This window comes from Sinorhizobium meliloti, assembly GCF_017876815.1.
Taxonomy (GTDB): domain Bacteria; phylum Pseudomonadota; class Alphaproteobacteria; order Rhizobiales; family Rhizobiaceae; genus Sinorhizobium; species Sinorhizobium meliloti.
This window is the reverse complement of sequence record NZ_JAGIOS010000001.1, coordinates 1027604-1053599: the sequence shown is the minus strand read 5'-3', so window position 1 is coordinate 1053599 and position 25996 is coordinate 1027604. Positions and strand designations below refer to the sequence as shown.

Here is a 25996-nt window from a genome sequence, read left to right as displayed (position 1 = left end):
CATTTTCAGGAACCGCTTTTGCGGTTCGGAAGTCAAAAAAAGCCCGGGTTTCCGGGCTTTTTTGCTTTCAGAGTTTCGAAGCGAATTCAGCGGGGCCGCCGTTCGCCGCGGCATCTGCCTTTCCTCAGGCGGCCGTTCCGGCTTCGGTAGTGTTCACCGCGCGGACGACGCCCACGACTTCGTAAATGTCGAGCGCCGTCGAACGGCCCTTTGCCTTGGCGGTGCCGAGCGGGCGGAACTTCACCATGTCTTTGCATTGGGCGACCACCGCGCCGCTTGCAAGAACGCTCGTGCCGTAATCCTTGTTCATGCCCTCGAGCCGCGAGGCGACGTTCACCGTGTCGCCCATCGCCGTATATTGCAGCCGTTCCTTGGCGCCGACGCTGCCGACGACGGCCGTTCCGGTGTGGATGCCGAAGCGGGTGCGGAACTCCGGCAATCCGCTGGCGCGTTGCGCAGAATTGAAGGCCTCGAGCCTCTCCTCGACCGCGAGTGCGCATCGACAGGCATGCTCGGCATGCCTGGTATCGGCGACCGGCGCGTTCCACATGGCAAAGACCGAGTCTCCATGGAATTGGATGATGGTTCCGTCGTGGGCGGCGACGACCTCGCTGAACAGGTCGAAATACTCCGAGAGCATCGCGACCACTTCTTCCGGCGACCGGCCCTCGCTGATGGTGGTGAAGTCGTAGATGTCGGTGAACATCGCCGTCACCTCCTGCCGCCATGCGGCGCGGCCGCCGAAATGGCCGGATTCGATGCCCTTGCGCACCAGCTCCTTCGGAACATAGAGCGCGAAGGTGAAGATCGCGTCGCGAGCCCTGTTCATTGCGCCGTTGAGCGTCGAGATTTCCGCCACATGCGACGAAACGTCGATAGGAGTGGCGAAATCCAGGTCCTGCAGGCGGTTGGCGCTGTCGGTGAGCTGGTTGAGCGACTTCGTGATCAGATGCGCAAGCACGAGGGCCAGGAGAACGGCGACCACCACCACGGCGCCCGAGACGGCAAGTCCCTGAACGAGCGTCTCGTTTGCGGCCGCCAGCAGCTCGTCGAGAGGGGCGGCGACGACCACCCGGTGCCCGGACAGAAGCAATGCCGATTCGAGCGGCGCCACCGTGACGAGATAGGTGCGGTTTCCGACTTCGACGAGAGTTGCCTTTCCGGCCGGTGGCGGGTTGCGCCGGATGCTCTCGATCAGTCCATCCTCCTGCGGCGTGGCCACCGGCCGGTCCCGGCCCTTCGATGCCATGATGCGCCGCATCATGGTGGAGTCGGAGTGGATGATCGGTCGTCCCACCGCATCGAGCACGAAGGAAACCGAGTCGTCGGTCAGCCGCTCGCGGGACAGAAAATCCGTGATCGTATCGAGAACGACATCGGCGCCGATGACGATTTGGGGGTTGCCGCGGTGCGCTTGCGATATGGTCATCCCGAGATTGCCTGTGGTGGCCATCTCATAGGGACCGATGGCCACCGGCGCCTTGCCGTTGACGGCCGCGCGGTACCAGGGCCGCGTCCTCGGATCGAAGCCGTTGGAGGCAGCGTGACGTTCGGCAAACTGCAGGCCGCTCGCGTCCAGGAACAGGATCCGGTCGAACGGCTTGCCCTGGTCGTTCCTCTCCATCGAGCGCACGGCGATCGCCGCCCCCCGCGGTGCGTCCAGGGCCATGCGCCAGGCGGCCGAATCCAGATCGACCACATGAAAGAATGCGCCGCTCGGATAACCGACATAGACGCCGTCGATGTGCGGCGAGCGGGCGATGCCCTCGCGCAGCACTGCCACCTTGTCGTTCATGCGCTCCGGCGGAGGCACGAGAAAGGAATTGGCGACGGATGCGACGAGGCTGACGAGCGCGGAGGTGTCCCCGGAGAGGGCGCCGAGCCGATCGACCAGGCGGCCGACGAAGGCATCCATATTGTCTTCGGCACCGGCGATCGCAGCGCTGCGTGCGCGGCGGTAGTCAAGCCCCACCAGCGTCGCGGACACGACGATGAGCATAGCAACCATCACGAGACCGAGCAGCGACCGCAGTGAGCTGGTCCAGGTCCGGGAAGGCTTGTCCGCGTTGGAATCTTGCATGCTTTCGATGTCCTTGAATCCGGATTCCGATCTTTGCAGCATTGCACCGGATTTTCATAGCACCACCGGCCGTGTACGAGCTGCGCTACAGCGCCGCGCGGCCAGGATAAAGGCAGTTGTGCTGCCCATCACTCTTCAGTTGACGGTGACGGGCTTTGAGCGCATTCGGGCCACCGTCTCCCGCTCCGCCCGCTTGCAGCGCATCGGCGGCAGGCTGCGGTCCATCAGTTCCATATCCTCGAGCACCATCTCGCCCATCCTCTTGAAGGCGATGTCGAGCGCACCGGCCCGGTGCGCCGAGCGCAGGAAGCCGGGTAGCCGGCGGACAGGATGTCCGAGGGGCAGGGGCTCCTCCGGGAAGACGTCGCTTGCCGCGCGGATATGGCCGCTTTCGACGGCTGCGATCAATGCATCGAAATCCACGACTCCGGCGCGGCTCAGGAGAATGAAGGCGGCGCCCGGACGCATGGCCGCGAAGGCCTTGGCGCCGAGGAAGCCCTCATTGTCGCTGGTTACCGCTGCGACGACAAACAGGAAGTCGCTCTCGGCGAGGACCGTCTCGAGCGACGCCGGTTCGACGCCGGCGTCGAGAAGAACGGAGGCCGGCAGCCAGGGATCATGGACGCGGATCTTCGCACGAAATCCCGAAAGGACGCGGTTGAGCGCCTTGCCGAGATCGCCGAAGCCGATGATGCCGATCTCCGAGCCCGAGAGGAGCCGGGCGGACTTGTTGCCCTCACCGCCCCAACGCTCGCGCCCCTCTCGGAAATCCACATCCGCATCGACGATGCCGCGGGCGAGGTTGAGCGCCATGGCGAGCCCCATCTCCGCCACCGGTTCGGCGAAGACCTGGCCGGTGGTGAGCACGTGGATGCCGCGCCGGAAAACCACGTCGTAGGGCATGTTGTCGATGAGATTGCTTTCGACGTTGAGAACGGCCCGCAGCCGCGGCATGCGCTCGAGCGTGTCCGCGGAAAGCGGCGGCTGTCCGACGATATAGCGGGCCTCGGAGAGGACGGCGGAGCCGAGCCCGGCGATGTTCTCCGGATCGGCTTCGATCACGCGGTAGCGCCGGTGAAGACGCTCGAGCGCGTCGGGCGTGAAGATCAGATCGAGCGTACGCGGCGCGGGCGCGCTGATGACAAGTGGCCTGTCGGTTCGCGGCCTGTCGGTTTCGGGCATGGTTTCCTCCAGTCAGTGCCGTCCCGGGCGTAGTTTCGTCTTTCCCGAGCGTGCAATGCAAGCGTGCTTTTTTCTTGGCTCGACCTCAATAGTTGAGGCCGCGCTTCTGCCGTTCCAGCGACGGCGGCAGTTCGCCGCTTTGGAAGATCGGTCCGCTGCCCTCGCGGCAGCGATAGGTCGTATCGTAACGCGGGCGGCCGTGAGACGACTCGAAAGGACCGTAGCGGTCGATGAAAACCTGCTGGCAAACGATGTTCTTATCGTCGCGCAGCGGGTCCACCGGCCGCACGCCCGGCAGGTCGTGGAAGGCCTGCGCCAGCTCGAATGTCGCCTCGCCGGCGAGGCCGGCACCGGGCGAGAGGGTCAATATCAGGGCGATGACGGAAGGCGCCAAGGCGAAACGGAACCAGGTCATATACGAACTTTCTCGGGGTGCCGGCAAACGGAACGTCCGCCGAAGGACAAGGTATCGCGGCCGGCCAACATGCGCTATAGGCCAGCTACGCTCCACAGCGCCCGCGAGCCTGATCAGACAGGCCGGGATCGCTGCAGCACTTGAATCTCAGCAGGCTTCCTGAGCCGTTCTCAGGGAAACATGCAAGTAACGATCTGGGGATTTTCGATGGCGAATACAATAAGGTTCCACGAGGGCGACATTTCCGAGACCGACGCCGCCCGCTATACGGGCGCGATCGCGATCGATACGGAAACGCTCGGCCTGGTCCCGCGTCGCGACCGCCTTTGCGTCGTGCAGCTCTCGTCCGGCGACGGGACTGCCGATGTGATCCGCATCTCCGCCGGCCAGAAGCAGGCGCCGAACCTCGTCTCGATGCTCGCCGATCCGACGCGCCAGAAGATCTTCCATTTCGGCCGCTTCGACATCGCCGTGCTGTTCCATACCTTCGGCGTCACCGCGTCGCCGGTCTTCTGCACCAAGATCGCCTCGCGCCTCGCCCGCACCTATACGGACCGGCACGGTCTCAAGGACAATCTCAAGGAACTGCTCGACATCGACATTTCCAAGCAGCAGCAGTCTTCCGATTGGGCCGCCGACATTCTTTCGCCGGCGCAGCTCGAATATGCCGCCTCCGACGTGCTCCACCTGCATGCGCTGCGCGACAAGCTGACGGCGCGGCTCCTGCGCGATGGCCGGATGGAACTCGCCGAGGCCTGCTTCTCGTTTCTCCCCACGCGTGCCAAGCTCGATCTGCTCGGCTGGGAAGAGGCGGACATCTTCGCGCATAGCTGAGGCATGTTGCCCTCTTCCTCATGTGCTCGTCACAGGGATCCGGCAGCGCCGCATCTGCGGCGCGGAAGAGTCTTTTCAGCCCAATGACTTGGCCTGGCTGGATTCCTGTGACGAGCACAGGAATGAGGGAGGCAGGGCACGGGCGTTACGGCACCTTCGCTTGGGGACTGGGTCCTCGACATCCGCGCACCCATGAGAAGTATTCTGAGGGACCGCACCCTCTCCACCCTCATCCCTGTGCTCGTTGTTTAGCCCGGGGACATAACTGACGGGTGTTCGGGGAGATGGCTGACACGTCATACTGGCATGGATTTGGCTTCGAAGGGGGTATTCCATGCCGTGGCGAGAGGTATCGACGATGGGAGAGCGGCGGGAGTTTGTGCGACTTGCGCTTGAGGAGGGTGTGAACCGGCGGGAATTGTGCCGGCGGTTCGGGATCAGCCCGGATATCGGTTATAAATGGCTGGCGCGGTGGGAAGCCGGCGACCGCGAGTTGGCGGATCGCTCACGGCGCCCGCATATAAGTCCGATGCGTTGCAACGAAGCGGTAGAGACCGAGGTGCTTGGGGTGCGCGATGCGCATCCGGCATGGGGGGCGCGCAAAATTGTGGGCTATCTGGAACGGCAGGGAACCCACCCGCCGGCGGTTTCGACCGTTCATGCCATCCTCAAGCGCCATGATCGGATCGTAGCACCGCCGGGCGGCGCGCCGGCGTTGCAGCGCTTCGAGAAGGAGGCGCCGAACCAGCTCTGGCAAATGGATTTCAAGGGCTGGGTGCAATTGGCCGACGCCACGCTCTGCCACCCGTTGACGGTGATCGATGACCATTCCCGCTTCGTGCCTTGTCTCATGGCCTGCGCCGATCAGCGAGGCGCGACCGTACGCGGCCATCTGGAGCGGACATTCCGGCGCTACGGGCTGCCGGACGCCATGTTCGTGGATAATGGCGCGCCATGGGGCGATCCGTCAGGCGAGGGCTGGACCGGCCTCGGCGTATGGCTTCTGAAGCTCGGCGTCGCCCTACTGCACAGTCGCCCCTACCATCCGCAGAGCCGTGGCAAGAATGAACGCTTCCATCGCACACTCAAGGCCGAGGTGTTCGCCTTTGACCGTTTCAGGGATCTTGCTGCCGTTCAGCGCGCCTTCGATGCCTGGCGCGAGCTTTACAATTTCGAGCGCCCGCATGGGGCACTCGATCATGACGTGCCGGCCAGCCGCTACCACCCCAGTCCGCGCGCCATGCCGGATCGCCTGCCCGAGCCCGTCTATGACGAGGGCGAGATCGTGCGCAAGGTTTCCGCCACCAAAGCCTATGTCAGCTTCAAAGGCCGGCTATGGAAAGTTCCCAAAGCTTTCTGCGGAGAACGCCTCGCCATCCGCCCGCTCGACCGCGACGGCCACTATGGCGCTTTCTTCGGTGCCCATCACATCGCAACAATCAACTTGACCAACAAGCAATCCGTCAGTGATGTATCCGAACAGGTGTCCGCCATGTCCCCGGGCTAAACACTCGTCACAGGGATCCAGCAGCGCTGCGTCTGCGGCGCGGGAGAGTCTTTTCAGCCCAATGACTTGGCCTGGCTGGATTCCTGTGACGAGCACAGGAATGAGGGAGGCGGGGATGCACGGGCGCTGCCGCAACCTCGTTTGGGGACTGCGCGCCATCTCCTTCCGCACGGCCTACGAGAAGTATTCCGAGGGACCGCACCCTCTCCACCCTCATCCCTGTGCTCGTCACAGGGATCCAGCAGCGCTGCGTCTGCGGCGCGGGAGAGTCTTTTCAGCCCAATGACTTGGCCTGGCTGGATTCCTGTGACGAGCACAGGAATGAGGGAGGCGGGGATGCACGGGCGCTGCCGCAACCTCGTTTGGGGACTGCGCGCCATCTCCTTCCGCACGGCCTACGAGAAGTATTCCGAGGGACCGCACCCGCTCCACCCTCATCCCTGTGCTCGTCACAGGGATCCAGCAGCGCCGCGTCTGCGGCGCGGGAAAGAGTTCTTCCAGCCCAATGACTTGGTCTGGCTGGATTCCTGTGACAGGCACAGGAATGAGGGAGGCGGGGATGCACGGCCTCTGCAACTTTCGCTTGCGAATACGCGAGGGAATGTTCAACCTGTTACGCAATGAAAGGTTACGTCTACATTCTCGCATCGAAGCGAAACGGAACACTGTATACGGGCGTGACCCGTGACCTGCCTCGCCGCCTCCTCGAGCATCAGAACGATCTGACGCCTGGATTCACGTCAAGATACGGCGTGAAGACCTTGGTGTGGTTCGAGGAGTTCGACCTACTGACTTCCGCCATCACGCGGGAGAAGACGATGAAGAAATGGCCGAGGAAGTGGAAACTTAATTTGATAGAGGAATTGAACCCCGAATGGGAAGACATCTCTCACCATCTTCACGGCTTATGAAACGCGCCGAGGGACCGCACCCTCTCTACCCTCATCCCTGTGCTCGTCACAGGGATCCAGCAGCGCCGCGTCTGCGGCGCGGAAGAGTCTTTCCAGCCCAAGGACTTGGTCTGGCTGGATTCCTGAGGATCGAAGGTGAGTCTTGCGCGCTGCGCGTCAGCTGCGCCTTGGGCGGGACTCTAGCTCCTGTCCGTGTGGCCGAGATCGCGCTCGGGCTCGATCACGTCGCGAATGCGTTGTTTCAGCTCCTTAGGTCCGGGAAAGCCGCCGTCGCGCTTGCGTTCCCAGATCAACGCGCCATCGACGCGAATCTCGAAATTGCCGCCGGTCCCGGGGATGAGCGCCACTTCCCCGAGCGTATCGGCGAAGGTCGACAGCAATTCCTGCGCCATCCATCCGGCGCGCAGCAGCCAGTTGCACTGGGTGCAGTAGAGGATGGTGACGCGTGGCTTTTCGCTCATCTCGCATGTCCTGTTCACTTGGCTTTCGCGCCACAGGAAACATCGAGCTGCGTCGTCGCGCAAGCGCCGCGATCGATGCCTTCACGGGTGTCTCACATAAATGTCAGCTTCAGCCGTCAAGTTTTTGACGCCGGGCCCTTGTTTTCCAAAGGGCCAGAGGCAAGAGAAACCCCTGATTTGCAATGGATGCGAAAGGGATTTCATGACCGATACCGCTGCCAACAATCGACCGCGCGCGATCCTGCCGGCGCTCGAAAAGATTTATCTGCCGCTCGATACTTTCGCCGAGACGTTGCTGCGCGTCGTCGCAGGCCTGCTGCTGGTCACTCACGGCTACGGCAAGATTCTCAACCCCTTCGGCGCGGCCGGCATGGTGGAGGGGCTTGGGTTCTATCCGGGCGTTTTCTGGTCGCCCCTGCTTTCGGCGACCGAGTTCTTCGGCGGCATATTCATTGCCATCGGCTTCCTGACGCGGCCTGCTGCCTTCGCGGCGACGATCGTGCTGCTCGTCACCGTCTATTTCCACGGCATCGTCCAGGGGCAGGGTCTTGGCGGGGCGGAGAAATCCATCCTCTGGGCGGCGATCACGCTCTTCTTTGCCATTCGCGGCGCCAACAGCCAGTCCGTCGACGCCAAGCTCGGCCGTCAATTCTGATCTCACGCTTTGAATTAAAGCTCTTCCGGGCGGCGACACACTTTTCCCGAAAGCGCTCTGAAAGCGGCCGGTTCGATCCGGCCGCTTCGATGCTCAGTCCGCCTGCGGCATCACGCTGCGGATCGTCATACGGTGTACCTTGCCGGCCCTGTCGACCCAGTCGATCGACTGTCCGACGGAAAGGCCGATCAGCGCCGCTCCGATCGGCGTCAGCACGGAAATCTTGCCGGCTTCGATGTCAGCCTCCCCCGGATAGACGAGCCTCACTTCCTTAGCAAAACCGTTGTCGGCGTCGAAGGCGACGGTCGAGCCCATCTGTACGCTGTCCTTGGGCAGCTTGCCGGGAGCGGCGATTCGCGCGCGGTCGAGTTCGGAAAGCAGCGCCTCCGCGACGTCCGGGACACGGTCGAGCGCCGAGGAGGCGATCGCCGTCAGACGTGCATGGTCTTCGGCATTGATGACGATCGAGGGAAGCTTCTTGCGGGTTGTCTTGTCCGCCATGATGATACCTGTGCTTGGGCGCACCGCTGTGCTTGCGCCGAAAGTGAAATGTCGAGGATGATTTACGCTCGCCGCTCGGGGGTGGAGGCTTGGCCATCCGCTCGCCGATACGTAGGCCCCCTTACCCGGAGAGCGCACGCATCCGGGCCGGGGTCAGGTTCCTGCGATGGGGCAGACCCGGAAAGAACAGCGGAAATGGATAGCGAGCACAGGCATGAGCTGAAGGTCGGAAACTTCACCCGCGAAGTCAAGCCCGCCGCCACTTGAAACGCCGTGTCGCCCGTGGTCATTCATTGCGGATCGCTCAAGAAGATCAGAAGCCTTGAAACGCAAAGTCCGTGGCGGCGACGATTTCGTCACGCTGATCTGACAAGTCGGTGACCAAGGTGCCGAGCTCTTTAGAACTGCCGGCGTTTCGCCAGCGTCAGTCCGCGTTTATCGACAAAGGCATTTGCATCGGCGATCGCCTCGGCGTTCTCGATCTGCCAGAGTCTTTCCTGTTCAGCTCTGTTGGCCCGGGCGATTCCCTCTTCGGCGGCGCGTGAAACATTGATCTTGAGATCGCGCGCCTGCGCAAGCAGATCGCCATCGAGGGTGAGATTTGCCGGGCGTCTTGCAGTCGATCGCGACATGTTTGCTCCAGGTCGATGCGCATATTGTACGCGCATCGACACCGGACCAGCAATCACTCGTCGCTCATCTTCAGCGCGGCGATGAAGGCTTCCTGCGGGATTTCCACCTTGCCGAACTGGCGCATCCGCTTCTTGCCGGCCTTCTGCTTCTCCAGAAGCTTGCGCTTTCGGGTGGCGTCGCCGCCGTAGCACTTGGCGGTCACGTCCTTGCGCAGCGCCGAGATGGTTTCGCGGGCGATCACGTTGCCGCCGATGGCGGCCTGGATCGGGATCTTGAACATGTGCTTCGGGATCAGTTCCTTCAGCTTCTCGCACATTTCACGGCCGCGCTTTTCCGCCGCCATCCGGTGCACCATCATCGACAGCGCGTCCACCGGCTCGCCGTTGACGAGGATCGACATCTTCACGAGGTTGCCTTCCTTGTGCTCGGTGATCTGGTAGTCGAAGGAGGCGTATCCCTTGGAGATCGACTTCAGCCGGTCGTAGAAATCGAACACGACTTCGTTGAGCGGCAGGTCATAGGTGAGCATCGCGCGGGTGCCGACATAGGTCAGCTCGATCTGGATGCCGCGACGATCCTGACAGAGCTTCAGGATGCCGCCGAGATATTCGTCGGGCGTAAGGATCGTCGCGCGGATCCACGGTTCGTGGATTTCGGCGATCTTGACCACGTCCGGCATGTCGGCGGGGTTGTGAAGCTCGCGCTCCGAGCCATCGGTCATGAACAGCTTGTAGACGACCGAGGGTGCCGTCGCGATCAGATCGAGATCGAATTCGCGCTCCAGACGTTCCTGGATGATTTCGAGATGCAGAAGGCCGAGGAAGCCGCAGCGGAAGCCGAAGCCGAGTGCGGCGGAGGACTCCATTTCAAAGGAGAAGGAGGCGTCGTTGAGGCGCAGCTTGCCCATGGCCGAGCGCAAGTCCTCGAAGTCGGCGGCGTCGACCGGGAAGAGGCCGCAGAACACGACCGGCTGGGCGGGCTTGAAGCCGGGCAGCGCCTTGGCCGTCGGCCGCTTGTCCTCGGTGATCGTATCGCCGACGCGGGTGTCGGCCACTTCCTTGATGGAAGCTGTGATGAAACCGATCTCGCCGGGGCCGAGCGCCTCCATGGCAACCATCTTCGGCGTCAGCACGCCGACGCGCTCCACCTGGTACTTCGCATCCGTCCCCATCATGCGGATGGTCATGCCCTTCTTCAGCGTTCCGTCGATGACGCGCACCAGAACCATGACGCCGAGATAAGCGTCGTACCAGCTGTCGACGAGCAGCGCCTTCAGGGGCGCGGTGTCGCCGCCCTCGCTCTTCGGGGCGGGCAGCTTATGGACGATCGCCTCCAGCACGTCCGGAATGCCGAGACCGGTCTTGGCAGAGATCAGCACGGCGTCGGAGGCGTCGATGCCGATCACTTCCTCGATCTGCTCCTTGATCCGCTCCGGCTCGGCCGCAGGCAGGTCGATCTTGTTCAGAACGGTGACGAGCTCGTGATTGTTGTCGATCGCCTGGTAGACATTGGCGAGCGTCTGGGCTTCGACGCCCTGGCTGGCGTCGACGACGAGCAGCGAGCCTTCGCAGGCCGAAAGCGAGCGCGAGACCTCGTAGGCGAAGTCGACGTGGCCGGGCGTGTCGATGAGGTTCAGCACATAGGTTTCGCCGTCGTTCGCCTTGTAGTGCAGGCGAACGGTCTGGGCCTTGATGGTGATGCCGCGCTCGCGCTCGATATCCATGCTGTCCAGGACCTGCTCGGACATTTCGCGCTCGGCAAGGCCGCCGGTCGACTGGATCAGCCGGTCGGCGAGCGTCGATTTGCCGTGATCGATATGCGCCACGATCGAGAAGTTGCGGATATGCGACAGGGGCGTCTTGGAAGATGGTGTGTTCATGGGCCGCATATAGCAGCGCGATCAGGCGGCGCAAAGCGGGAAATGAAGGCTTCGTGCACTATAAATCCGGGCGCCTGACCGGCCGTTCCGCTCGCGCTTCCGTCTCGGCGAGTGCCACGGCATTCGGCACCTGGGCGCTTTTGAATTCGAAGCTGTCGCAGAGCTCGGGCGGGACGCGTTCGCGCGAGCGGAGGCGAACGAGCACGAAAAGGGCGTAGAGGAGCGCCACCGTCATCGTCGCATAGATGAAGGTCCGTTGGCCGAAGGCCGGCGTCAGCAAGGTCACGAGCATCGGCACGAGGGTCGCCGACGCCGACCAGGCGACCAGCATGGTGCTGGCGAGCGGCACGAAATCTGCCGGATCGGTGCGATCGTTGGCATGCGCATTGGCGATCGAATAGACCGTCTCGACCGCCCCCGCGAACATCGCGAAAACCAGCATGAGCAGGAGAAGGTTGTCGAAGGAGACGGCGAGCGCAGCGATGCCCGCCGCGATGACGAGCGTACAGGTGGCGATGAGGACGATCCGGCGGTCGGTGCGGTCTGAAAGGGCGCCCATCGGATATTGGATGAAGAGCAGGCCGAACTGCATGACGAACATCAATGCCGCTACTTCCTTCTGACTGACGGAATTGGCGGCGGCATAGATCGGCGTAAAGCCTTGCACCAGCATGGAAAGGCCGCCGGAGGCAAGCACGCCGATGAAGGCGACCGGAGAAATCCGCCAGACCATGGGAATGTCGATGCTGACCCTGGCAGGGGCGGGCGGCGTCGGCAGCCGCGTGAGGCCGATCGGCAGGATGGCGACCGCGGTGAAGAAGATCGTGACGATCGGGGCGAGATTGCCCTCGACCGGGATTTGCCCGAAGAGCCAGGCGCCGGCGCCAAGCCCGATGACATAGGCCATGTAGAAGAGCGCCATCGCCCGGCCGCGCCAGTGGTTCTCGCTGGCATGATTGAGCCAGCTCTGCGTGATGATGAAATTCATGTTGGCCGCAATGCCGTAGAGGCCGCGTGCGACGACCCAAAGCAGCGGGTGGACGCCGAGGCTGATCATCAGCGCCGCGAGAATGACCAGCGCCATCGAGCAGGAAAAGGCGCGGGCGTGGCCTACGCGGCGAATGAGCGAGCCGCCCATGAGGCAGCCGATCAGCCCGCCGAAGGCAATCGCCGTCACGGCGGCTCCCGGGACCCAATCCGGCGCCGCCGAGCGCGTCAGCACGAAGGGCACATAGGCGAGCATCATGCCGTTGCCGACCGCGACAGATGTCATCGAGGCGACTATGCTCGCGATCGACAGCAGCGACGAAGGAGATCGATGCATCTGCCTGTCCTCCTGCCGATCGTATGAAGCTGATCTAAATTATTGAAGTTGAATGTTTTTCAGAACCGGCGCAGAATCCGGACGATAAAGCAGGACGCGGCCCGGGGCTGTCGTCAAAGCGGCATGCGCAAAACTTATTTCTCGCTCCGATCGTCTTGACTCCACTATACGAGAAATGCAATCTCTGATAATGGAAAACGCGATTGCCCCTCTCGAAGAGACCATGGCCATGCGCCTGCGCGAGCTGCGCATGGCGAGGGACCTGACGCTTGACGACCTGGCCGGCCGCTCCGGCGTCAGCCGCGCCATGATTTCGCGCATCGAGCGCGGCGAGGCGAGCCCGACGGCGCAGCTTCTGGCGAAGCTCTGCAGCGCGTTGGGCACGACGCTTTCGGCGCTTTTTGCTTCCGAAAGGAGCGAGGCCTCGCCCTTGGCCCGGCACGCGGAGCAGCGGCTGTGGCGCGATCCCGAAAGCGGCTATCTGCGCCGTTCGGTTTCACCCGAAGGCGTCGGTTCGCCGGTCGACATCGTCGAGGTCGAGTTTCCGCCCGGTGCTCGTGTCGTCTTCGAGCGACAGCCCATGGACCGCGGCATCACCCAGCACCTCTGGCTTTTCTCCGGCCGCCTCGAATTGACGATGGAAAGCGGACGGCAGCTCCTGGAGCCGGGCGACTGCCTGTTCATGGGGCTTGAAGAGGCCCACATCTTTCACAATCCCCACGAAGAGCCGGCGCATTACGCCGTCATCCTCTGCCGCAACAAGGTCTGACATGCCCGACGTCGATATCCGCGTGCTCACCGCAGGAGACACCCTGGCCGCCCTGCCGGCTCTGGCCGAAATTCTCTCCGATTGCGTCGAAGGCGGCGCTTCGGTCGGCTTCATGCAACCGTTTTCGCCGAATGACGCCGTTCACTTCTGGGAGGGCGTCGCCGCGGCCGTCGGGCGCAGCGAAACGGTGCTCCTCGCGGCCGAAGTCGACGGCCGGATGGTCGGCACCGTGCAGCTCGGCGTCAGCACCATGCCGAACCAGCCGCATCGCGCCGACGTCAGGAAGCTGCTCGTCCACCGCGACGCCCGCGGTCTCGGCCTGTCGCGTCGCCTGATGGATGCAGCCGAGGCGGAAGCCGTCAGGCGCGGCAGAAGAGTGCTGGTCCTCGACACGGCCACCGGAGAGCCGGCGGAAGCGATCTACGAGCGATTTGGCTGGACGCGCGCCGGTATCGTTCCCGACTATGCGTTGATGCCGGACGGCCGCTATTGCGCAACGACGTTCTTCTACAAGCACCTTGCCACATAGGGCGGCTCGGATGGCCTCATCCGGTGCCGCCGCGATCACGAAACGAAGAAGTGCGAGAGGCCCTGGCCGGCGGCGAAAGCGGCATAGCCGAGAACTGCGAAATAGACGGTGGTCGCGACCAGGAAGAAATAGCCGCCGGCCACCATCAGCCCGTCGCGCTGGATGATGCCGAGCGACAGGAGCAGGATGGCGATGCCGGGCAGCGTGTTCGACAGCGGAATCAGCCCGAGCGGAAACATGAGAAGCACGCCGCCGGCCATGATCATCAGGCCGTTGAAACGGTTCATCAGGGCGCCTTCGGTCAGGAAATTGAGCCGCGGGCGCACATAGCGGTCGAGCTTCGAGACCAGTGCCGCACCTTTTCGGAGCGTAGGCACGAGCTTTTCCGTGGCGATCTCCCGGTCGAGGATGCGCTTCGGCAGCCAGGGCATGCGATTGAGGGTGATCGCGAGCGAAATGAGAATGATGGCCGCCCCGAAGACGGTGCTGACGCCCGGAATGGAAACCGGGATCAGGAACGGCAGGGTCAGCAGCGCGCAGAGAAGGAGGAAGCCCTGCTCGCCGATCTCGATCATCAGCTCGCGCAGCGTGATCGTGTTGCCTCTGATCGACGCGATCATGCCGGTGAGCGTGTCGCTGAGGCTGCGTTGCGAATCGCCGAACTCGACCGCCATAATTTTTCCCTTCACGGTTTGCGGGCGCTCCATGCGGTGCCCGCGGCTCGCATTCTTTACGCCGAACCGGGCCTGGCAGACCATAGCGCCAGGCGCATGAACCTCCGGTTAGCGGGCCCTCTGGTCAGCAATGTGGCGAGGTCCGGCAGAAATGGTGCACCGCAATACTCCCGATAGAGGAAAGTAGAAGGCCCCTTCATCTTCCTGCCGCAATCGATAGTATGAACCGATCCTGAGCACCAATGGGGACAATTGATTCGATGATCAAGAAATGCGCCATCCTGGCTGTCGTGGCCGTCTATCTTTCCGGATGCACCACCACCGATCCCTATACGGGAGAACAGAAGATGTCGAACACGGCCGGAGGCGCTTTGATCGGCGCGGGTCTCGGCGCTGCGACCGGTCTTCTGGTGGGCGGCAGTGCGGCGGGCCGGCGTGATGCCGCTCTTGTCGGCGCAGGCATCGGCGCTCTCGGCGGCGGCCTGGTCGGAAACTACATGGATCAGCAGGAATCCGAACTGCGGGCGCAGTTGCAGGGCACCGGCGTTTCGGTCACCCGCGCCGGCGATCGCATCATCCTGAACATGCCGTCGAACATCACCTTCGCGACCGACCGCGACCAGGTGATTCCGGCCTTCTACTCGACGCTCGACTCGGTTGCGATCGTGCTGCGCAAGTTCAACAAGACGCTGATCGACGTCGACGGTCACACCGACTCGACCGGCAGCGCCTCCTACAACCAGGGACTTTCGGAGCGGCGCGCGGCCTCGGTCGCCAACTATCTCGCCAGCCGCGGCGTCGACCAGCGGCGCATGTCGGCAGTAGGCTACGGCCTGGAGCGGCCGATTGCGTCGAACGCCACCGAGGTCGGCCGTGCCCAGAACCGCCGCGTCGAAATCTCGATCGCGCCGATCAAACAGGGCTGAACGGCTTCAACGTGATGGCGAAAGGCCGCGCGGATTTTCCGGGCGGCCTTTTCAATTTCCGAAATGCCCCTCATCCGGCCTGCCGGCCACCTTCTCCCCGCTGACGGGGAGAAGGTGACTCGCGGCGCCGTCTCCGTCCCTCGATCGACCTAGAGGGGATGAGGAAAAGTGTGCGCGGTTTTCCGCCCGCATAGGGCGGCCCGACCTAAAAGCCTCGTGATCTGGTCTCAGTCTAGGAGGCGAAGGTGGTGCCCCTTGTCCCTTCTCCCCGCTTGCGGGGAGAAGGTGGCGGCAGCCGGATGAGGGGCGATGCTGCGTCACCCCTTCGGCGGATAGTCGTGCCTGTTTCCGCGGAAGTCGGTGACCGTGTAGCAGCCGCCGCCCTCCGCCTCGATCGCGCCGGCGCTGACGACGGCCTTGCCGTGGCCCCCGGGAATGTCGAGGATGTAGGCGGGCTGGCAGAGGCCGGACACACGTCCGCGCAGCGAGGCGACGAGCGCCTGGCCCTCCTCGATGGACAGCCGGAAATGGCCGGTGCCGGGCGCAAGATCCGGATGGTGCAGGTAATAGGGCTTGATCCGTGTCTCGACGAAGGCGCGCATCAGTGCGGCGAGCACGTCCGGATCGTCATTGACGCCTTTCAGCAGCACCGACTGGCTCACCATGACGATGCCCGCATCGATCAGCCGCGCGGCGGCGGCGCGGGCCTCGGCGGTGAGTTCCCGCGGATGGTTGGCATGAAGCGCCACATAGGTCGCCTTGCCGCTGCTCTTCAAAGCGGCGATCAGCCCCGCATCCACCCGGTCCGGCTCGACCACCGGCACGCGCGTGTGGAAGCGCACGACCTTGACATGGTCGATTTCTGCGAGCCGCACCATGATATCGCCGAGCCGCCGGGGCGAGAGCACCAGCGGATCGCCGCCGGTCAGGATCACTTCCCAGATTTCCGGGCGCCCGGCGATATAGGCGAGCGCCGCATCGAGTTCCGCGGGCGTGAGCGTGCCGAGACCCTCGGGGCCGACCATTTCGCGGCGGAAACAGAAGCGGCAGTAAACCGGGCAGACATGAACCGCCTTCAGGAGCACCCGGTCCGGATAGCGGTGGACGATACCGGCAACCGGGCTGTGCGCTCCGTCGCCGATCGGATCGGCACGCTCTTCAGGCATGAGCGTGAGTTCGGCCATGTCGGGCACGAACTGCCGCGCAATCGGGTCGTTCGGATCGTCCCGGTCGACCAGGCGCGCGATCGTCGGGCTGATGGCGACGGCGTAGCGGGACGCGACCCGGGAGATCGCCTCTTCCTGCTCTCGACCGACCAGACCGGCGTCGGCGAGCTCACGCGCTGTTCTGATGGCGCGTTCCGCGGTCATGGCGTGGCCTCCGCGACCGGGGCCCAAAGGACCTGATCGATGCGGGATGCGCCCGTTGCCAGCATGACCAGCCGGTCGAAGCCGAGTGCGATGCCGCTCGCCTCGGGCATGCCGGCGAGCGCCGCGAGGAAATCCTCGTCTATCGGGTAGGTCTCGCCGTAGACCCGCGCCTTCTCCGCCATTTCCAGTTCGAACCGGCGGCGCTGCTCGGCGGCATCGGTCAATTCACCGAAGGCATTTGCGAGTTCGACGCCGCAGGCATAGAGCTCGAAACGCTCTGCCACGCGAGGGTCTGCGGCTGCAGGCCGGGCAAGCGCTGCCTCGGCAACCGGATATTCGTCGAGGATCGTGGCGCGCCCGAAGCCGAGATTGGGCTCGATCCTTTCGACGAGCACACGGCTGAAGAGATCGGCCCAGCTATCGTCTCCGGCGACACGCAAGCCCGCCTCCCGCATGGCCGCCGCCAGGCTCTCGCGGTCGGTGGAGCCGTCTTCCTGGACCGAGGCGAGGAGGTCGAGCCCCGCGAAGCGCGCGAAGGCCTCGGCGACGGAGAGCCGCTCCGGCTCGGCGAAAGGATCGCATTCATGCCCCTGATAGACGAGGGACCGAGCGGCGACTGTCTCGGCGGCGAGCGCGAGAATCTCGCCGCAGTCGTGCATCAGCGTCTCGTAGCCCTCCTCGGCGCGGTACCATTCGAGCATGGTGAATTCCGGATGATGCAGCGGGCCCCGCTCGCGGTTGCGGTAGACATGGGCGAAACAGGCGATGCGCCGCTCGCCGGCGGCGATGAGCTTCTTGCAGGCGAATTCGGGCGAGGTGTGGAGATAGAGCGGCTGGACGGAGCCGTCGAGCCCAAGCGCCTCGGTCGCAAAGGCATGCAGATGCGCCTCGTTGCCCGGCGACACCTGCAGCGCTGCCGTGTCGACCTCGATGAAGTCGCGTTCGTCGAAGAACCGGCGGAGCGCCGACTGGATGCGGTTGCGCCCGATCAGGAAGGGGCGCCGGTCGGCATGGACGTCGGGAGTCCACCAGGGAGAAGCATGCGGCATGGTCGGTTCGGTCCAGGCTTTCTTCCGCGCGAATGCCCGCTCAGGCTGGCTATTTGCGCGAAATTAGGATAGTGGCGGCGCGAAAACTGAATTTTCGCGTCCCTTCCGGGCCGATCTCCGGCCCGCTCGTGTCGCTGATACCTCTGTTACAAGGAAGACTAATGGTCAAGGTCATCGCTTCTTCGGTCCGCAAGGGCAACGTTCTCGACGTCGACGGCAAACTCTATGTCGTGCTCACCGCGCAGAACTTCCATCCGGGCAAGGGCACGCCGGTCACGCAGGTCGACATGCGCCGCATCTCCGACGGCGTGAAGGTCTCCGAGCGCTACCGCACGACCGAGCAGGTCGAGCGCGCCTTCGTCGAAGACCGCGAGCACACCTTCCTTTATGAAGATGGCGAAGGCTTCCACTTCATGAACCCGGAAACCTACGACCAGCTCGTCATGAGCTCCGAAGACATCGGCGACCTGAAGGCCTATCTTCAGGAAGGCATGGCCGTGATGCTGTCGATCCACGAAGGCATTGCCATCGCCATCGACCTGCCGCGCCACGTCACTCTCGAAATCACCGAGACCGAGCCGGTCGTCAAGGGCCAGACGGCCTCCTCCTCCTACAAGCCGGCCGTGCTTTCGAACGGGGTTCGTACCCTGGTGCCGCCGCACATCCAGGCTGGCACCCGCGTCGTCATTGCGACGGAAGACGGCTCCTATGTCGAGCGCGCCAAGGACTGATCTGGTCCGGGCAGAAGTCGAAACGGGGACGGCAGTCTTTGACTGCCGTCCCCGTTTTCGTTTCCCGTGCGTAGCCGCAAATCCGGCCCGCATTTCATAAACGCTCCAGCACGTTGAAACGACGCACGTCCGCACGGAAAACCGCTACACATTTTTCCTGGATGTGCTTTAGGATGCCGCCCTCTGGATCGGGATGAGAGGTGCGGCACTGCATGTTTCCACTATCGCATATGATGAAGTCGTTCATTCGCAAGGGGACGCTTACGGTAATCGATGCCGACGGCAAGAGGCACGTCTTTGCCGGCGAGCCGGGGCCGAGCGTGACGATGCGGCTGACCGACAAGCGACTCTATCGCAGCCTCGTCTTCAATGCCGAGCTGGCCGCCGGTGAAGCCTATATGGACGGGACCATGCAGTTCGAGGAAGGCTCGACGCTGCGGGACTTCCTGACGCTCTTTTCGATCAACCGCCTGTCGCTCGGCTCCTATCCGATCCAGAAGCTGTTGCGGGCGGTGAAAATGCGTTTCCGCAAGCGCCAGCAGGCCAATCCCAAGGGCAAGGCGCAGCAGAACGTCGCGCATCATTACGATCTGGGCAATGATTTCTACAAGCTGTTCCTCGACGAGAACATGCTCTATTCCTGCGCCTATTTCCGCGAGCCGGACGAGACGCTGGAGGCTGCGCAGCGCAACAAGCTGCGGCTGCTTGCGGCAAAGCTCTGTCTGAAGCCGGGCATGAGGGTGCTCGACATCGGCTGCGGCTGGGGCGATCTCGCCCTCTATCTGGCCGCGCTCGAAGACGTCGAGGTTCTGGGTGTCACGCTTTCCAGGGAACAGCAGGCGCTCGCCTCCGAGCGGGCACGTGCGGCCGGAATGGCCGACCGCGTGCGCTTTGAGCTCAAGGACTATCGCGATGTCGAGGGGCCGTTCGACCGGATCGTTTCGGTCGGCATGTTCGAGCATGTCGGCGTCCATCACTACGACGAGTTCTTCAAGAAACTGAATGCGCTGATGCCGGATGACGGGCTGGCCGTGCTCCATTCGATCGGCCATATGAGCCCGCCCGGCATGGCAAGCGCCTGGCTGCGGAAATATATCTTCCCCGGCGCCTATTCCCCGGCACTGTCGGAGGTCTTCGAGGTGGTCGAACGCAACAGCCTGTGGGTGACCGATCTCGAATTCCTGCGCGTGCACTATGCGACGACGCTCGCCCATTGGGGCGCGCGCTTCGATGAGAATCGCGACAAGGTGGTGGCGATGTACGACGAGCGCTTCGCCCGCATGTGGGAGTTCTACCTGATCAGCGCGGAAATGATGTTCCGCACCGGCAGCCAGCTCGTCTTCCATATGCAGCTGTCGCGTTCACGAGACGCGGCGCCGATCGTTCGCGACTACGTCACCGATCTGCAGCGCACCTATATCGAAAAGGAAAAGGCGCTCGATCTGGCGGTTTAACTCAACCCCAGGCTTACCCCTCCCCAACCCCTCCCCACAAGGGGGAGGGGCTTAACTTGCCTTACCGTCACCGCGTCGCCATCGTTTTGGCGCGGAGAGTGCCGCGGGGAAGCCCCTCCCCCTTGTGGCCCTTGTGGGGAGGGGTTGGGGAGGGGTTGCGGACGCAGATCATATAGTTCGGGCACCGTCGAAGAAGACGCGGTGCCGCCGATCCGCCGCCTTGACGCGTCATGAATCGGCGCCTAATTAGAATTATTCTAAAGAAGGCTTCGTGATGCTCTCCCGACTTTTCTCCCGTTACAAACGCCCGTTCCTGTCCTTGAGCGAACAGGAAATCCTTGCACTCGCCATATCCTCGGAAGAGGACGATGGACGCATCTATCTCGCCTATGCCGACGCTCTGCGCGCAAAATATCCCCATTCCGCAAGGGTCTTCGAGGAAATGGCGGAGGAGGAGAGCCATCACCGTCAGGCCTTGATCGACCTGCATGTCGCCCGTTTCGGCAACCGCATCCCGCTCGTTAGGCGCGAGCACGTGCGTGATTTCCCGGAGCGCAAGCCCGATTGGCTGATCGCCGAGATGCCGATCGAGAAGGCGCGCGCGGAAGCCGAGGCGATGGAGGAGGCGGCGCACCGGTTTTACGTCGAGGCCGCGGCGCGCACGCGGGACGCGGCGACGCGCAAGCTCTTGGGCGATCTGGCGATTGCCGAGAAGTCGCATGAATCGCTCGCCCGCCGGCTCGGCGAAAAGCATACGCCGGTCGACGTGCGCCACGAGGAAGATGAGACCTCACGCCGCCAGTTCATACTCACCTATGTGCAGCCGGGCCTCGCGGGCCTGATGGATGGCTCCGTTTCGACGCTCGCGCCGATCTTCGCCGCAGCCTTCGCCACGCAGGATACATGGCAGACCTTTCTCGTCGGCCTGTCGGCCTCCGTCGGCGCGGGCATCTCGATGGGTTTCACCGAGGCGGCGCATGATGACGGCAAGCTTTCCGGCCGCGGCTCGCCGGTCAAGCGCGGGCTTGCCTCGGGCATCATGACGGCACTCGGCGGTCTCGGCCACGCTCTGCCCTATCTCATTCCGCATTTCTGGACCGCGACAATGACGGCGGCGGCAATCGTCTTCTTCGAACTGTGGGCAATCGCCTTCATTCAGAACCGCTACATGGAAACGCCCTTCCTGAGGGCCGCCTTCCAGGTGGTGCTCGGTGGCGGGCTGGTTCTTGCCGCCGGCATCGTCATAGGGAATGCTTAGAGACCGCAACCGCTCCTCCCTCATTCTCTGTGCTTGTCACAGAGATCCGGCAGCGCCACGTCCGTGACGCGGCAAGCGTTCTGTCAGCCCAAGGAGCACAGGAATGAGGAGCTTTGTGGAGGCGTGCGCGTTACGCCAGCGTCCGCTTGTGGGTATCCGAGCGATTTCACCGACACGCAACAAAAAAGGCCGCAGGATGCGGCCTTTTTGAAAGGAGCTGTTTCGGCAGGATCAGTTTCCGACGGAACCGACGAGCACTTCCCCGCTATTGTCGATGGTGACCCAACGGCCGCTGTGGTTCGTCGCCTGGCGCTTGAGGAAGCGGTAGGGCGTGTGCGTCCACAGCCTCACCCCATCGTCGAGATTGTCGAGAATGAAGTCGCCCTGAGCTGTGCGGACCGTCAGCACCGCATGGCCCTCGCCATCGGGCTTGCGCACGACAGTCATCAGCAGGTTGCCGGCGGAGAAGCCCTTCTGCATGAGGCGTCTGCGCTTTTCGAGCGCGAAGTCCTCGCAATCGCCCTGTCTCCCCGGATAGGACCACACCTCGTCCCGGCCGGTAAGCTCGATGTCGGTTACCGGCGCGATCTGCCGGTTGACGGAGGCGTTGACCTGCCGAATGGCGGCCCAGCCGCCGGCGGTGACACGCGGCGGCACCTTAGCCTTCGAACGGACGTTGCACTCGCCCCTGTACTTCTGACAGAACTCGTAATGCCCGATCGGCTGCGAGGTCACCGCGCCGGTCTGCATCCAGGGAGTAGCTCCCGCCTGTGCGGGAATTGCCGTGTTCGTTGAAATGAAAAGCGCACACAGCGCTGCGAAACTTGCCTTAACCCCGGTCCAAGACGCCATACAGATCCCCTGCAACGCGCCCGCATCCGTACCTTCCGGATCGATCCGCGCAATCAAAAGTTGTCGACAGCTTTATTAGGAATTTCCCCTGCGCTGCTCTAATCGTTAATAAAGAGTTAATATACTCCGCTTGTCGGAGTCAATCGCCTGATTCGGACTAGTCCGTTTTATGGTTAAGGTTCGCGGCAGGCGGACGCAGAAGCCCGCCAGCGCAAGGGCTTGGCTGTGCCTTGCGAAGCGATCTCAGGGAACTTTGATTAGGCCGGATGGATTAACCGAGCGCTCAGGCTTTGGTCAGCATGGCGTCGATCGCCTGTTTCAATTTGGCAATGTCCTCCTCGCGGGACAACCGGTGGTCGCCGTCGCGGATCAGGGTCATGACGACGTCGTCGGCCGGCATGTGCTCCATCAGCTTGAGGGCATGCGTGTAGGGGACGTCCGGATCGCGCATGCCCTGGAGGATATGCACCGGGCAGCCGGTTTCGATCGGCCCTTTCATGACGAGGTTGTTGCGGCCATCCTCGATCAGCGCGCGGGTGAAGACATTGGGCTCGGGGCTGTATTCCGATGGCTCTTCGAAATAACCCCGTTCGGCGAGCGAGGTCCTTTCGGCCTCGGTAAGATTGGGCTCGATGAGCTCGGCGGTGAAGTCCGGGGCCGGGGCGATCAGCACGAGGCCGCAGAGGCGGCCGACCCCACCTTCTCCATGATGGGCGCCGCCTTTGAGCTTCTCGGCAAGGCGCAGCGCGACCCAGGCGCCCATGGAGGAACCGATCAGGATCATGCGCCCCGTCGCGGCGTGATCGATCACGGCGAGACTCTCCTCGACCCAGCGCGAGATCGTGCCGTCCCTGTAGTCGCCGTCCGACGCGCCGTGGCCGGAATAGTCGAAGCGAATGCAGTCGGTGCCGGCCTCGCGCGCGTGCCGCTCGACCTCCACCGCCTTCGTCCCGGTCATGTCCGATCGGTAGCCGCCGAGCCAGACCAGCGCCGGACGCCGCGGATCCCCGTCTTTCATATCCGGCGGATTTCCCGTGCGGAAGATACGCATGGCGATGCTTCTCGCCGCAGCGCCCGTTCCTACTTCGATCCGCGTGATCTCGGTTTCAGCCGGCGTCGTCGACATCGAGTAACTCCTGAAGGCCTGGTAATGACGGATTTCCTTCTAAAACAGATTCTTTCGGGTATCGACAGAGGATGATTTTCATTGCGGGCCATGCTATTGACTCTGGAGCCGCAATTCACACATTGCCGTCAGTGACTGTTTCAAGCGCTTCTGTTTGAGATCGCGCTTACCGTTTGACCGAATATTTACTATCAATAGCTCGAGGAGAGTACGACCATTCGCAGACCCTTCAAAGCGGACGCTCCAGTCAAGGAAGGACCGCGCGCAAACAAGGAAATCCGGGTCCCCCGGGTTCAGCTTATCGATGCCGAAGGCCAGAACTTGGGCAGCATTCCGATCGACCAGGCGCTCCGCATGGCGGACGAGGCCGGTCTCGACCTCGTAGAGATCGCACCGAACTCCGATCCGCCGGTGTGCAAGATCCTCGACCTCGGCAAGCTGAAATACGCGAACCAGAAGAAAGCCGCCGAGGCGCGCAAGAAGCAGAAGATCGTCGAGATCAAGGAAATCAAGATGCGCCCCAACATCGACACCCATGATTATGAGGTGAAGATGAAGGCCATGAACCGCTTCTTCGAGGAAGGCGACAAGGTCAAGGTGACGCTGAAGTTCCGCGGCCGCGAAATGGCCCACCAGGAACTCGGCATGAAACTTCTGATGCAGGTCAAGGACGACACCCAGGAAATCGCCAAGGTGGAAGCCGAACCCAAGCTCGAAGGCCGCCAGATGATGATGGTGCTTGCGCCGAAGTGATCGGCGGAGCCTGATAGACCAGACACGCTTGGTGAAGCCGCCCCGGGAGGAGTTCGTGGGGCGGCTTTCCTTTTTGGCAAGGCTTACGCGCGAGCGGCCTCCGGACCGCTTGCCTTTTCCGGGATGTGCGGTTATAAGCCCCCGTCCGAACGGTCCGGCAGGGCATGCCGTGGCCGTTCTTAACGCTGGAAATGGGCTTCGTCTGCCTGTTTCGCATATCAAGAACAATGGAGTAGCAAAATGCCCAAGATGAAGACGAAATCGTCTGCCAAAAAGCGGTTCAAAATCACCGCAACCGGCAAGGTTAGAGCTGCTGCTGCTGGCAAGCGCCACGGCATGATCAAGCGGTCCAACAAGTTCATTCGCGACGCGCGCGGAACCATGGTTCTCGCTGAGCCTGATGGCAAGAAGGTCGTCAAGAACTACCTGCCTAACGGTCTTTAAGACGTCTGGCGATTTGGATTTTAAGGAGATCATGACATGGCACGTGTAAAACGCGGCGTAACCTCCCACGCCAAGCACAAGAAGACGCTCAAGGCCGCCAAGGGCTTCTACGGCCGCCGCAAGAACACCATCCGCGCCGCCAAGGCAGCGGTGGATCGTTCCAAGCAGTTTGCTTACCGCGACCGCAAGGTCAACAAGCGCAATTTCCGCGCACTCTGGATCCAGCGCATCAACGCTGCCGTCCGCGAGTTCGGCCTGACCTACGGCCGCTTCATCGACGGTCTGAACAAGGCCGGCATCGAAGTCGACCGCAAGGTTCTGTCCGACATGGCGATCCATGAGCCGGCAGCATTCGGCGCCCTGGTCGAAGCTTCCAAGAAGGCGCTCGCCTATCTCAAGGAAGCCGGCACGGCAAACGAGTTTGAAAGCGCTGTCCGTTAAGCCAGCGTTTTCCCAAGACCGTTTCTGAAATTGTTGGGAAACCCGCGCTGGCAGGGCTGGCGCGGGTTTTTCTTGTTCGGCTCGCGGCGCGATCCTATCGCCGAAGGGTCGAACCGATACACGAACCGCATCGAGGCAGGACAGAATGAGCGAACTGGAAACATTGGAACGGACCTTGCTGGCGGAAATCGACGCTGCCGCCGACGAGGGCGCGATCGAGGCGGTGCGCGTCGGCGCGCTCGGCAAGAAGGGATCGATCTCGGAATTGCTGAAGACGCTCGGTTCGATGAGCCCGGAGGAACGCCAGACCCGCGGCGCGCGCATCAATGCGCTGAAGAACACGGTGACGGAGGCGATCTCCGCCCGCAAGACGGCGCTCAAGGATGCGGCGATCGCCGAACGGCTGGCGCGCGAGACGGTGGACATCAGCCTGCCCGTCCGGTCCTCGCCGGCCGAGCGCGGCCGCATCCATCCGATCAGCCAGATCGTCGACGAGATCACCGCGATCTTCGGCGACATGGGTTTCTCGATTGCCGAGGGACCGGATATCGAGACCGACTACTACAACTTCACCGCGCTGAACTTCCCCGAAGGGCATCCGGCCCGCGAGATGCACGACACCTTCTTCTTCGCGCCCGACGAGAAGGGTGAGCGCAAGGTGCTGCGCACGCACACCTCGCCGGTGCAGATACGCACGATGGAGGCCGGGCAGCCGCCAATCCGAATCATCATTCCCGGCAAGACCTATCGCCAGGATTCCGACGCGACCCACTCGCCGATGTTCCACCAGGTGGAAGGCCTTGTCATCGACAGGACGGCGAATGTCGCCAACATGCGCTGGGTGCTTGAGGAATTCTGCAAGGCCTTCTTCGAGGTCGATCAGGTGACGATGCGCTTCCGCCCGTCCTTCTTCCCGTTCACGGAACCCTCCTTCGAGGTCGACATCCAGTGCGACCGCTCCGGCCCGATCGTCAAGTTCGGCGAGGGCAAGGACTGGATGGAGATCCTCGGCTGCGGCATGGTGCATCCGAACGTGCTCAGGGCCGGCGGCCTCGATCCGGACGAATATCAGGGCTTCGCCTGGGGCATGGGCCTCGACCGCATCGCCATGCTGAAATACGGCATGCCCGACCTGCGCGATTTCTTCAATGCCGATGTCCGCTGGATGACCCATTACGGCTTCCGCCCGCTCGACATGCCGACGCTCTTCGGCGGCCTCTCGGCGTGACCCGCGCAGA

General features: G+C 63.0%; 27 protein-coding genes. 14 read left to right on the top strand and 13 right to left on the bottom strand.

Features of this window, described 5'->3' with window-relative positions:
- Positions 1-124: 124 nt before the first annotated feature.
- The 3 genes from cya1 to JOH52_RS05070 all read right to left on the bottom strand — a co-directional run bounded on the left by cya1 (position 125) and on the right by JOH52_RS05070 (position 3677).
- Complete coding sequence (gene cya1, locus JOH52_RS05080; protein WP_010968455.1) at positions 125-2122, bottom strand: adenylate cyclase Cya1; 1998 nt, start codon at positions 2120-2122, stop codon at positions 125-127.
- A gap of 93 nt (positions 2123-2215) precedes the next feature.
- Positions 2216-3262: a hydroxyacid dehydrogenase gene (locus JOH52_RS05075; RefSeq protein WP_010968456.1), complete on the bottom strand. Its 1047-nt coding sequence runs from the start codon at positions 3260-3262 to the stop codon at positions 2216-2218.
- Between the two features lie 85 nt (positions 3263-3347).
- Complete coding sequence (locus JOH52_RS05070) at positions 3348-3677, bottom strand: hypothetical protein (RefSeq protein WP_010968457.1); 330 nt, start codon at positions 3675-3677, stop codon at positions 3348-3350.
- Positions 3678-3884: 207 nt separating this feature from the next.
- Between JOH52_RS05070 and JOH52_RS05065 the strand changes: the two genes are divergently transcribed.
- The 3 genes from JOH52_RS05065 to JOH52_RS05055 all read left to right on the top strand — a co-directional run bounded on the left by JOH52_RS05065 (position 3885) and on the right by JOH52_RS05055 (position 6929).
- Positions 3885-4511 carry a ribonuclease D gene (locus tag JOH52_RS05065; RefSeq protein WP_010968458.1) on the top strand — a complete coding sequence of 209 codons (627 nt, stop codon included), beginning with the start codon at positions 3885-3887 and terminating at the stop codon, positions 4509-4511.
- Between the two features lie 334 nt (positions 4512-4845).
- On the top strand, positions 4846-6018 hold the full coding sequence (locus JOH52_RS05060) for an IS481-like element ISRm20 family transposase (protein ID WP_010968459.1): 1173 nt from the start codon (positions 4846-4848) through the stop codon (positions 6016-6018).
- A 620-nt stretch (positions 6019-6638) separates the two neighbouring features.
- Positions 6639-6929, top strand: coding sequence for a GIY-YIG nuclease family protein (locus JOH52_RS05055; protein ID WP_010968460.1), 291 nt, complete (start codon positions 6639-6641; stop codon positions 6927-6929).
- Between the two features lie 179 nt (positions 6930-7108).
- On the opposite strand, the gene JOH52_RS05050 is transcribed toward JOH52_RS05055, so the two are convergent.
- Positions 7109-7390, bottom strand: coding sequence for an Rdx family protein (locus JOH52_RS05050; protein WP_004435540.1), 282 nt, complete (start codon positions 7388-7390; stop codon positions 7109-7111).
- Positions 7391-7592: 202 nt separating this feature from the next.
- On the opposite strand from JOH52_RS05050, the gene JOH52_RS05045 reads away from it, so the two are divergent.
- On the top strand, positions 7593-8045 hold the full coding sequence (locus JOH52_RS05045; RefSeq protein ID WP_010968461.1) for a DoxX family protein: 453 nt from the start codon (positions 7593-7595) through the stop codon (positions 8043-8045).
- Between the two features lie 93 nt (positions 8046-8138).
- Here the strand turns inward: JOH52_RS05045 and rnk are convergent, their stop codons facing one another.
- From rnk to JOH52_RS05025, 4 genes are all read right to left on the bottom strand, one after another.
- Complete coding sequence (gene rnk / locus JOH52_RS05040; RefSeq protein WP_010968462.1) at positions 8139-8546, bottom strand: nucleoside diphosphate kinase regulator; 408 nt, start codon at positions 8544-8546, stop codon at positions 8139-8141.
- A 398-nt stretch (positions 8547-8944) separates the two neighbouring features.
- Positions 8945-9178 carry a type II toxin-antitoxin system CcdA family antitoxin gene (locus JOH52_RS05035; RefSeq protein ID WP_013845004.1) on the bottom strand — a complete coding sequence of 78 codons (234 nt, stop codon included), beginning with the start codon at positions 9176-9178 and terminating at the stop codon, positions 8945-8947.
- 53 nt (positions 9179-9231) lie between these two features.
- Positions 9232-11058: a translation elongation factor 4 gene (gene lepA / locus JOH52_RS05030; RefSeq protein ID WP_010968464.1), complete on the bottom strand. Its 1827-nt coding sequence runs from the start codon at positions 11056-11058 to the stop codon at positions 9232-9234.
- Between the two features lie 58 nt (positions 11059-11116).
- Positions 11117-12382, bottom strand: a complete 1266-nt coding sequence (locus tag JOH52_RS05025; protein WP_004435524.1) for an MFS transporter — start codon at positions 12380-12382, stop codon at positions 11117-11119.
- Positions 12383-12572: 190 nt separating this feature from the next.
- Between JOH52_RS05025 and JOH52_RS05020 the strand changes: the two genes are divergently transcribed.
- Both JOH52_RS05020 and JOH52_RS05015 read left to right on the top strand, forming a co-directional pair.
- Positions 12573-13151, top strand: coding sequence for a helix-turn-helix domain-containing protein (locus JOH52_RS05020; RefSeq protein ID WP_013845005.1), 579 nt, complete (start codon positions 12573-12575; stop codon positions 13149-13151).
- Between the two features lies 1 nt (position 13152).
- Complete coding sequence (locus JOH52_RS05015; protein ID WP_010968466.1) at positions 13153-13680, top strand: GNAT family N-acetyltransferase; 528 nt, start codon at positions 13153-13155, stop codon at positions 13678-13680.
- Between the two features lie 35 nt (positions 13681-13715).
- Here the strand turns inward: JOH52_RS05015 and JOH52_RS05010 are convergent, their stop codons facing one another.
- Complete coding sequence (locus JOH52_RS05010; RefSeq protein ID WP_014530016.1) at positions 13716-14354, bottom strand: exopolysaccharide biosynthesis protein; 639 nt, start codon at positions 14352-14354, stop codon at positions 13716-13718.
- A gap of 260 nt (positions 14355-14614) precedes the next feature.
- Between JOH52_RS05010 and JOH52_RS05005 the strand changes: the two genes are divergently transcribed.
- Complete coding sequence (locus JOH52_RS05005; RefSeq protein ID WP_004435511.1) at positions 14615-15280, top strand: YiaD family glycine zipper/OmpA-like lipoprotein; 666 nt, start codon at positions 14615-14617, stop codon at positions 15278-15280.
- 317 nt (positions 15281-15597) lie between these two features.
- Here JOH52_RS05005 and JOH52_RS05000 read toward each other — a convergent pair whose 3' ends face one another.
- Positions 15598-16650, bottom strand: a complete 1053-nt coding sequence (locus JOH52_RS05000) for a lysine-2,3-aminomutase-like protein (protein ID WP_010968467.1) — start codon at positions 16648-16650, stop codon at positions 15598-15600.
- Positions 16647-17699 carry an EF-P lysine aminoacylase EpmA gene (epmA, locus tag JOH52_RS04995; RefSeq protein WP_010968468.1) on the bottom strand — a complete coding sequence of 351 codons (1053 nt, stop codon included), beginning with the start codon at positions 17697-17699 and terminating at the stop codon, positions 16647-16649. The genes JOH52_RS05000 and epmA overlap by 4 nt, the downstream gene beginning before the upstream one ends.
- Before the next feature lie 161 nt (positions 17700-17860).
- Between epmA and efp the strand changes: the two genes are divergently transcribed.
- The 3 genes from efp to mbfA all read left to right on the top strand — a co-directional run bounded on the left by efp (position 17861) and on the right by mbfA (position 21142).
- Positions 17861-18430 carry an elongation factor P gene (efp, locus tag JOH52_RS04990; protein WP_010968469.1) on the top strand — a complete coding sequence of 190 codons (570 nt, stop codon included), beginning with the start codon at positions 17861-17863 and terminating at the stop codon, positions 18428-18430.
- 212 nt (positions 18431-18642) lie between these two features.
- Positions 18643-19884 carry a cyclopropane-fatty-acyl-phospholipid synthase gene (gene cfa1 / locus JOH52_RS04985; RefSeq protein ID WP_010968470.1) on the top strand — a complete coding sequence of 414 codons (1242 nt, stop codon included), beginning with the start codon at positions 18643-18645 and terminating at the stop codon, positions 19882-19884.
- Between the two features lie 274 nt (positions 19885-20158).
- Complete coding sequence (gene mbfA / locus JOH52_RS04980; RefSeq protein ID WP_010968471.1) at positions 20159-21142, top strand: iron exporter MbfA; 984 nt, start codon at positions 20159-20161, stop codon at positions 21140-21142.
- Positions 21143-21373: 231 nt separating this feature from the next.
- Here mbfA and JOH52_RS04975 read toward each other — a convergent pair whose 3' ends face one another.
- Both JOH52_RS04975 and JOH52_RS04970 read right to left on the bottom strand, forming a co-directional pair.
- Positions 21374-21994 carry a transglutaminase-like cysteine peptidase gene (locus JOH52_RS04975; protein WP_010968472.1) on the bottom strand — a complete coding sequence of 207 codons (621 nt, stop codon included), beginning with the start codon at positions 21992-21994 and terminating at the stop codon, positions 21374-21376.
- A gap of 283 nt (positions 21995-22277) precedes the next feature.
- Positions 22278-23120 (bottom strand): alpha/beta hydrolase, encoded by an 843-nt coding sequence (locus JOH52_RS04970; protein ID WP_010968473.1) that lies wholly within the window; start codon positions 23118-23120, stop codon positions 22278-22280.
- Positions 23121-23336: 216 nt separating this feature from the next.
- On the opposite strand from JOH52_RS04970, the gene infC reads away from it, so the two are divergent.
- From infC to pheS, 4 genes are all read left to right on the top strand, one after another.
- Positions 23337-23873, top strand: coding sequence for a translation initiation factor IF-3 (infC, locus tag JOH52_RS04965; RefSeq protein ID WP_014527030.1), 537 nt, complete (start codon positions 23337-23339; stop codon positions 23871-23873).
- A 240-nt stretch (positions 23874-24113) separates the two neighbouring features.
- Entirely contained in the window at positions 24114-24317 is a 204-nt protein-coding gene (gene rpmI / locus JOH52_RS04960; RefSeq protein ID WP_004435490.1) for a 50S ribosomal protein L35, read from the top strand.
- A gap of 36 nt (positions 24318-24353) precedes the next feature.
- Positions 24354-24758, top strand: a complete 405-nt coding sequence (gene rplT / locus JOH52_RS04955; RefSeq protein ID WP_004435481.1) for a 50S ribosomal protein L20 — start codon at positions 24354-24356, stop codon at positions 24756-24758.
- A 145-nt stretch (positions 24759-24903) separates the two neighbouring features.
- Positions 24904-25986, top strand: a complete 1083-nt coding sequence (gene pheS, locus JOH52_RS04950; protein WP_004435478.1) for a phenylalanine--tRNA ligase subunit alpha — start codon at positions 24904-24906, stop codon at positions 25984-25986.
- Positions 25987-25996 lie beyond the last annotated feature (10 nt).